Annotated in this window: 6 protein-coding genes; 4 read left to right on the top strand and 2 right to left on the bottom strand. The window is 66.4% G+C overall.

The annotated features are described in order from the left end of the window. Positions 1-183 precede the first annotated feature (183 nt). Positions 184-1176, bottom strand: coding sequence for a LacI family DNA-binding transcriptional regulator (locus ACFVWG_RS06570; protein ID WP_391542135.1), 993 nt, complete (start codon positions 1174-1176; stop codon positions 184-186). Between the two features lie 10 nt (positions 1177-1186). Then, the gene (locus tag ACFVWG_RS06565) at positions 1187-2917 is read right to left on the bottom strand and encodes a glycoside hydrolase family 36 protein (RefSeq protein ID WP_391542134.1); all 1731 of its coding nucleotides are present in this window, start codon (positions 2915-2917) and stop codon (positions 1187-1189) included. A gap of 114 nt (positions 2918-3031) precedes the next feature. On the opposite strand from ACFVWG_RS06565, the gene ACFVWG_RS06560 reads away from it, so the two are divergent. Genes ACFVWG_RS06560 through ACFVWG_RS06545 form a run of 4 tightly spaced genes read left to right on the top strand, consistent with a single transcriptional unit; the run spans position 3032 to position 7344 of the window. Beyond that, positions 3032-4231 (top strand): hypothetical protein, encoded by a 1200-nt coding sequence (locus ACFVWG_RS06560; protein ID WP_391542133.1) that lies wholly within the window; start codon positions 3032-3034, stop codon positions 4229-4231. A gap of 10 nt (positions 4232-4241) precedes the next feature. Then, positions 4242-5483, top strand: coding sequence for an extracellular solute-binding protein (locus ACFVWG_RS06555; RefSeq protein WP_391542132.1), 1242 nt, complete (start codon positions 4242-4244; stop codon positions 5481-5483). Further along, positions 5480-6520, top strand: coding sequence for a carbohydrate ABC transporter permease (locus ACFVWG_RS06550; RefSeq protein WP_391542131.1), 1041 nt, complete (start codon positions 5480-5482; stop codon positions 6518-6520). The genes ACFVWG_RS06555 and ACFVWG_RS06550 overlap by 4 nt, the downstream gene beginning before the upstream one ends. Further along, on the top strand, positions 6517-7344 hold the full coding sequence (locus ACFVWG_RS06545) for a carbohydrate ABC transporter permease (protein WP_391542130.1): 828 nt from the start codon (positions 6517-6519) through the stop codon (positions 7342-7344). The genes ACFVWG_RS06550 and ACFVWG_RS06545 overlap by 4 nt, the downstream gene beginning before the upstream one ends. Positions 7345-7360: the final 16 nt, after the last annotated feature.

Raw genomic sequence — 7360 nt, 5'->3', positions numbered from 1 at the left:
TTGACCTTCGACAAGCCAAGAATCCCGCGCCAGACAGGCACTTCCGTGCGTTACACGCCGAACCCAACCCCACCGACATGAAATCCCGAGGCTAGCGGGCGTCGTCGGCACCTACCTCGAACCGAGTCTGACCATCGCCGCGGCCGGCGTCCTCGGCACGATCGTGGTGTTAGGCATTGCCCGTCAGGCACTCGACCGAACCACCAGCGGTGCAGTGACGAGTCGGCCGGGCTGATCGGGGTCGCCGTTGATCTCCAGCAGTGCGCGGTCGAACAGGCAGGCCGCGATGTCGCGCAAGGGGATGCGCGCGGTGGTCAGGGGAGTGTCGAGCATGCTGGCGAACGGGAAGTCGTTGAAGCCGGTGACCGCGACGTCCTCGCCGACGTGGATACCTCGGCGCTGTAGCGCGCGCATCGCGACCACCGCGAAGGCGTCGTTGTCCGCGACGAGAACATCCGGGGGAGCGCTCTCCGACGACACGTACTCGTCGACCTCTTCGAGCGTTCCGAAGGAGCGCACCACGGTCGACGGGAACTCGCGGACGAAGCCGTCCTCCCGCTGGTGAACCCACGGCAGGGAGCTGTCCGTTCTCAGGTAGAGAGCGCTCTCCCTGCCGCTCTCTCGCAGGTGCTGGGCGATCCCGGCCATCGAGGTCTCGTTGTCCACGTCGACCCAGCACTGCCGGTGCTGCGGACCCGTGCGCCCGAACGCGACGAACGGGAACCGGCGCTGGCTGAGGAACTCGATCCGCGCGTCGTTCGGCATCGTCTCCAGTACCACGATCGCGTCGACCTGGCGGGCCGCGATCAGCTTCTCGTAGAGCGCTATCTCGGTTGCTCCCACGGTCGGCGTGGTGACATGAACGCCGTACCCGGAGATCGCCGCAGCGCGCACCAGGCCGTCGAGCAGGCCGTGCAGGAACCCGCTGAGTCCTGGGTTCTCCTCACTGAACTCGTCGTACAGGGGCAGGCCGATGACCTGGCTGCGGCCCGACGACAGCGCCCGGGCCGCGTGGTTCGGGATGTAGCCGAGTTCGTCGATCGCCGCCTGCACGGTGCGGACCGTCGGCTCGCTCACGCGGTGCGGTGCGTTCAAGACGTTCGACACCGTCATCGCGGACACCCCCGCGAGGCGCGCTACATCCGCAACCGTCGTACGGCGTGGTCGTGTTACCAATCCAGCCCCCTTAGTTCCGTTCGATGCGCGCTACTCCAGCCACCGGTACGTCGATCGCCCACAGTGCAGACGGCGTTTCCGTACGGCGGTACACCTCAGCCCCCGAACAGTCCGACACTACGAGGTCGACCGGTCCGGGACCGGCACCCTCGACCAGGAGTCGCGGTTCGCTACCACCGTTGACCACAACAACCGAGCGGTCACTCGATGTCAGCTGCACGACGGGGTTCGTGAACACGGCCACCACGGTCGTCGCGCCCACCGCCTTGATCTGCGGATACCGTGCGTCCGACCGGGACGGCAGCAGCACCCCATGGTGCAGTACGTCGAAGTGCTCGCGCATGAACGCCAACCAGTACCGAACGACGCGATCGTGCTCAGCCGGCAACGCCTCGAGCTCCATCGACACCTGCACCGCGCTGAACAGCGCACTGATGAACTGCTGCGCCACCGTCTCCGGAGCGGCCGAGCGATGCCACATCAGCATGTCCGAGTGCACCGCGCGATCCCCGGCCAGCAACCGGGTATCGATCGTGCGGACCCGGTTCTCCACCGGATCCATCGCGCAGTCGCCGGCTCGCAGGAAGGTGCCGAACTGCCACAGCCGCGGGTTCACATAGTCCTGCCGGAACTCGATCAGTACGTCGTCCCGCAGCCGCTGCACCTCGTCGCGAACGGCCTGCAGCAACCGCTCCACGCCCTCATCGATCGACGTGCAGTCGGCATCTGGCGCATCCGGGACAGGACCTTCCCACGCCCAGGAGTCGATGAAGTCGATCTTCAGCCCGTCGACGCCCCAGTCACGCACCGGACGGACGCAGCACTCGACCAGATGCTCGCGCACCTCGGGATACCGCGGATCCAGCACTGCGACCACCTCACCGTCGGCGAACCCGAGCACGCGGTCCTTCAACCGCTCCCACGCCTTGGAGTGCACGCCGATCAGCGGCGGCGCGATCCACAGCACGTAACGCAGCCCGAGTTCGTGCACCCGCCGGACATGCTCGGCCATGTCGGGGAACTTGCCGCTGGTCGGCTCCCAGTCACCGCAGTACGCATACCCGCGCGCAGTGCTGTCCGTCTGCCAGCCGTCGTCGACGATGATCGCCTCACACCCGTACGCCGCGCTGGCGCCCGCGTGGTGCTCGACAGTTGCAGCGGTCACGTGCTGATGGTCGCTGTACCAGGTCGAGTACATGGCCTGCCGCGCAATCTCCGGTACGACGGCCACCCGGTCACCGAGGTCGGCCGTCCATTCGGCCGTCACACCGCGCAGCGCCTCGGCGAAATGGACGTCGCGCAGATCGATCCGGAGGACGAACCGGGCCACACCGCCGGTCAGCTCGATGTCGTCGGCAACCACCTCGATCAGCTGCTCGGCGGTCTCCTCGTTCACCCCGATCGCGAACTCACAGCCGCGAACGTGCGCCGACAAAGCCACGGTGAGCAGGCTGCGATCGCGATCGTCGACCAGACTGCCGACCGGGGCAGACCGGACCGAGTTGATCCGGCGCCGCGAACCCCAGTCGGTCGGGAGCTCGCGGCGCGCGCCACACGAGGCCCGCCACAGCGTCACCGCCGACCCGGTCGGCCAGGTCCAGCGCAGCGTCACCGGACCGTCCGCGACCACCTCGAAGCGCAGTACGCCGGACTCCGCGCTCGGTAGCTCGGTCACCGAGCGCGCACCGGTCGCCGTACCGGTCCGCTGAATGCTCCCAGCCAGGATCTCAAAGCTCGTCACGGCGGCGACTATAGCGGTAAAACCGGCGCGGCTGAAGTATTGACGGAATTGGCCTATGTGCTTACTTTAGCAAGGAAATTTTACCGCTAATATCCGATCTCCGAGGAGTGTCAAGTGCTCACTGTGAGCTCCGACTCCGGCATCGTCGAGGAGGGCTTCGCCTGGGCCTCGCGGCGTGCTCTGGACTGGGTCCAGACCGGGAAGGCGCCCGACAACCTTCCGTCGTACTGGGCGGGCTACCCGTCGCGGGACATGTTCTACTCGCGCGACATCTGCCACCAGGCGGCCGGTGCGCACCTGCTCGGCCTGGACGCCGAGAACTTCACGATGTTCCGGCATTTCGCCCGGTCCGCGACGCCGGCCCGGGGATGGTTCCCGATCTGGGCGTTCCACTTCGACGGCCGGATCGCGGCCCTGGACTATCACAGCGACGAGCACTTCGTCCGGGAGATCCCCGCGGTGTTCGACCTCTGCTACCGGGCGCTGGAACAGTACGACTGGACCGGCGACCGCCGATGGATCGACGACCCCGACCTCGCGGCGTACTACGAGAACAGTGTCGGCTCGTTCGTGACGGCCCATGATGCCGATGGTGACGGCATCCCGGAGGCCGGCGGCACCGCCGACATCTTCCTCGGCACCGCGACCTACAACGAGCGGGAGGCTCCGCTCCTGATCGCGGGCGACGGCCTCGCGACGCACTACGCCGTACTGCGCAAACTCGGCCGGGACGCCGAGGCGGAGAAGATCCAGGCGACGTACGAGAGCTGGTGGGGTGGTGATCACTTCGCCCGCGGCGTGACCAAGGACGGTCTGGACTTCGACTGGGGGTTGGAGTCGCACACGCTGCCGCCGCTGTTCGGGCTCGGCGGTACCGAGCAGTCGCTCGATTGGCTCGAGTCCAAGATGAACTCGGACCCGCCGAAGAACATCGAATCGCTCAGCTACTACCCCGAACTGCTGTTCAAGTACGGGCGCGACGAGTCGGCCTGGCGCTGGACCAAGCACCTGATCGACAGCCGGGACGACTACCCGGAGATCTCGTTCACGGTCGTCGACCACCTCGTCGTCGGCCTGCTCGGTCTGCGTCCCACGGCCGGGTCAGCCTTGACCATCGAGTCCCACCTGCCGGAAGAGATCGGGTGGCTGACCGCCGACCACGTGAAGGTCGGCGACTGGGACCTCCGCATTACGCAGGAGGCCCGGCAGAGCACTGAAGTCACCGTGCACAGCGGACCCGGACCGCTGCCGGTGACGGTCGGCGCCGAAACACATCCCCTCGAACCGGGCCAGACGGCCCGCTTCACCCTTTAAGGACCCCCTCATGAAGCTCCGTTTGATCCCAGTCGCCGCCGCGCTTGTGCTCGCCGCGGGCTGCGCGACCAGCAGTCAGCCCGCGAGCAACACCAACAGCGACTCCGCCGATATCACGTTCTCCTTCTGGGGCACGAACTCCGAGGCCGCCTCGCTGAAGGCCATCGCCGCCGCCTTCGAGCAGGCCAACCCCGGAACCAAGGTGACCACCAACTGGATCCAGGCCGACTACGAGCAGAAGGTCCTGACCTCGATCGCCGGTGGCACCCAGTCGACCGTGATGGAGATCAGCAACAACAGCCTGGCCGGGTTCGTGCCCAGCTTCGCCGAGCAGCAGGTCGACCCGGGCAAGTACGTCCAGCCGAACATCTCGTCGGCGCTGCAGTTCCAGGGCAAGTACTACGCGATGCCGTTCGCGGCCAAGCCGAAGGTGATGGCGATCAACGTCGACGCCTTCAAGGCCGCCGGCGTACCGTTGCCTAGCGCAACCACCCCGCTGACCCTCGACGAGTTCAAGACGCTGGCCGCCAAGCTGTCGCACGGTGACGGCAAGGCGCGCGTCTTCGGGTCGAGCAACCTGTACTACCGCGGCTGGCTCACGGCGGCCGGCGGCAGCTACTACAACGCCGACGGGACCGCGTGCACCTTCGGCGACGAGACCGGGGTGAAGGCCGCGCAGTACGTCATCGATCTGCAGAACCAGAAGTCGGCGCCGACCTCGACCGATATCCAGGGCCAGGACCAGGCGCAGTGGTTCGCGGCCGGCAGGCTGGCCATGTTCAGCGACTTCGGTCCGTGGACGGTGGCCGACTTCGCGAAGATCAGCAAGCCGAACTGGACGCTCGTCCCGGTGCCGGGCAAGGGATTCCAGATGGAGGTCGACGGGCTCGCGATCAGCAAGAAGGCGACCGGCAAGCAGTTGGAGACGGCGAAGAAGTTCGTCGAGTTCGCCGGTACCCAGCAGGTCGCGCAGGATCAGCTCATCCAGGGCAACACCGCCCTCGGCGTACCGGTGATCGCTGCGTCGTCGGGGACCCTGGAGAAGGTGCTTCCGGCCGATCGCAACCTGGCCGCCTTCACCACCGCGCTGAAGACCGGCGTCGTCGGTCCGTCGGTGGTCAAGGAGAACCAGGTCTCCGGTGATGCCGAGAAGGGGATGAACAGCTACACCGCGCTGGGCACCGGCAAGGACGACGTCGCCAAGGTGCTGCCTGACCTGATGGCCAAGTGCACGGCGGCTCTCAAAAAGTGAATCCGACAATTGGCTGGATCCGGGACCTGGTGGCGTCGTGGGGAGTCCCCACCGCGCTGGTCCCGCTGGTCCCGTTCCTGCTGTTGCTGATCGTCCTGTACGCCGTCATCGGGCTGGCGGCGTACGGGGCGCGACGCCGGTGGCCGCGGGCCGACAAGACGATCGCGTTCTGGCTGTTCATCTCGCCCTGGCTGATCGGGTTCGCGATCTTCACGGTCGGGCCGATGATCTCGTCGATCTTCGTCAGCCTGACGTCGTGGGACCTGATCACGCCGCCGCGGTTCGTCGGCTTCGCCAACTACACCGAGGCGTTCCAGGACCCGCGGGTCGGTCAGGCGCTCAAGGTGACGCTGCTGTACGGGGTGATCAGCGTGCCGTTGCAGACCGCGCTCGCCTTCGTGGTCGCGCTGCTGCTGAACGCCGAACTCCCCGGGATGCGGTTCTTCCGGACCATCTGGTACCTGCCGAGCCTGGTGTCCGGCGTGGCCCAGATGGTCCTGTTCCTCTGGGTGTTCAACCCGCGGTACGGGCTCGCGAACGACGTACTGGCCAAGATCGGGATCGAGGGACCGGGCTGGTTCAACGACTCGGCCTGGGCGCTGCCGACGGTGATCCTGATGAGCCTGTGGACGGTCGGCGGGGCGATGGTGATCTACCTGGCCGGGCTGAAGGACGTGCCGGCGAACCTGTACGAGGCGGCCGCCATCGACGGGGCCGGAACGCTGCGGATGTTCTGGCACGTGACGATGCCGCAGATGTCGCCGATCATCCTGTTCAACGCGCTCACCGGGATCATCGGCTCGCTGCAGATCTTCACCCAGGGCTTCATCGCGAACGGCGGCCCGAAGGACTCGCTGCTGTTCTTCGTCTACTACCTGTACGACAACGCGTTCAAGAACTTCCGGATGGGCTACGCCTCCGCGCTGGCCTGGATCCTGTTCGTCGTCATCCTGGCGCTGACCACGGTGACGCTGCGGGGGAGTGCTTTCGCTGTGTACTACGAGACTGAGCTCGGGACCAAGCGGAGGAAGAAATGAGACGCCGCAGTGTGGCCACCACGATCAGCCTGTACGTCGTACTCGCCGTCGGCTCGGTGGTGTTCGTGTACCCGTTCCTGTGGATGATCGCCACCTCACTGCGGTCGCTGGCCGGAGTAGGCAGTTCGGGGGCGAGCGTCGTACCGCATGAGTTCTTGTGGGACAACTACCGGCGGGCGGTGACGTCGTTCCCGTTCTGGCGCTACACGCTGAACTCGGCGCTGACGACCCTGATCCCGATCGTCGGCACGGTCTTCTCGTGCTCGCTGGCCGGGTTCGCGTTCGCGCGGCTGCGGGTGCGGTTCTCCGGGCTGGTGTTCGGCGTCGTGCTGGCGACGATGCTGCTGCCGGGGGAGGTGACGATGGTTCCGCAGTTCATGCTCTTCAACAACCTCGGCATGATCGACACGCTCTATCCGCTGATCCTGCCCGCGTTCTTCGGGTCGCCGTTCTTCATCTTCCTGTTCCGGCAGTTCTTCGCGCGGATGCCGTCGGAGCTGGCGGACGCGGCGGTCGTCGACGGGTGTGGATGGTTCAAGACCTTCTGGCTGGTCTACCTGCCGCTGGCCCGGCCGGCGGTGGTGGCGGTCTCGATCCTGCTGTTCATGGGGTACTGGAACAACTTCCTCGGGCCGGCGATCTACATCAACTCCGACGAGTGGAAAACGTTGCCGTTGGCCCTGGCCGGGTTCCAGTCGGTGAACGGCACGGACACCCCGTTGCTGATGGCAACCTCGCTGCTGATCACGCTGCCGTGCCTGGTGCTGTTCTTCGTCGCCCAGAAGCAGATCACCCAAGGGATTACCTTCACGGGCGGCAAGTGAGCTGGTCGACGTGGTC

Source organism: Kribbella sp. NPDC058245, assembly GCF_042882005.1.
Lineage (GTDB): Bacteria > Actinomycetota > Actinomycetes > Propionibacteriales > Kribbellaceae > Kribbella.
This window is presented reverse-complemented; position numbering and strand designations above follow the sequence as displayed.